This is a genomic window from Adlercreutzia sp. DFI.6.23 (genome assembly GCF_024462535.1).
Lineage (GTDB): Bacteria > Actinomycetota > Coriobacteriia > Coriobacteriales > Eggerthellaceae > Adlercreutzia > Adlercreutzia rubneri.
The window spans coordinates 1-292 of record NZ_JANGBP010000715.1 but is presented as its reverse complement, the minus strand read 5'-3'; the positions used below and the strand labels follow the sequence as shown (position 1 = coordinate 292).

Sequence of the window (292 nt, the reverse complement as noted above, 5' to 3'; positions counted from 1 at the left end):
GAAAAAAAGCAAAAACAGCAGCAGTGCTAATGCGACACCGACATATACAAGGTAAACAGCACGGCGATAACGCATGCGCCGATTCAGTTTCAATACGAGCGGCTGAAACAACAGCGCTAATATGATACCGAAAGCGATTGGATAAAGCACTTCCAGTAAATGAAGCAGAATCGGAAACAGCAGCAGTTCTTTGCTGATAAGGATGATCACAAACAAAGTAAGCAGTGGAAGCAATAAGCGCTTTGCATATTCGTTTCCTTTTTTTATCATGGAAATTCAAAAGAAAGCCCCA

Annotated in this window: 1 protein-coding gene; it reads right to left on the bottom strand. The window is 41.8% G+C overall.

The window, feature by feature from the left end; translation table 11 throughout:
* A partial coding sequence (locus NE591_RS15185) for a hypothetical protein (RefSeq protein ID WP_256157094.1) occupies positions 1 to 270 on the bottom strand: 270 nt, incomplete at its 3' end.
* Positions 271 to 292: the final 22 nt, after the last annotated feature.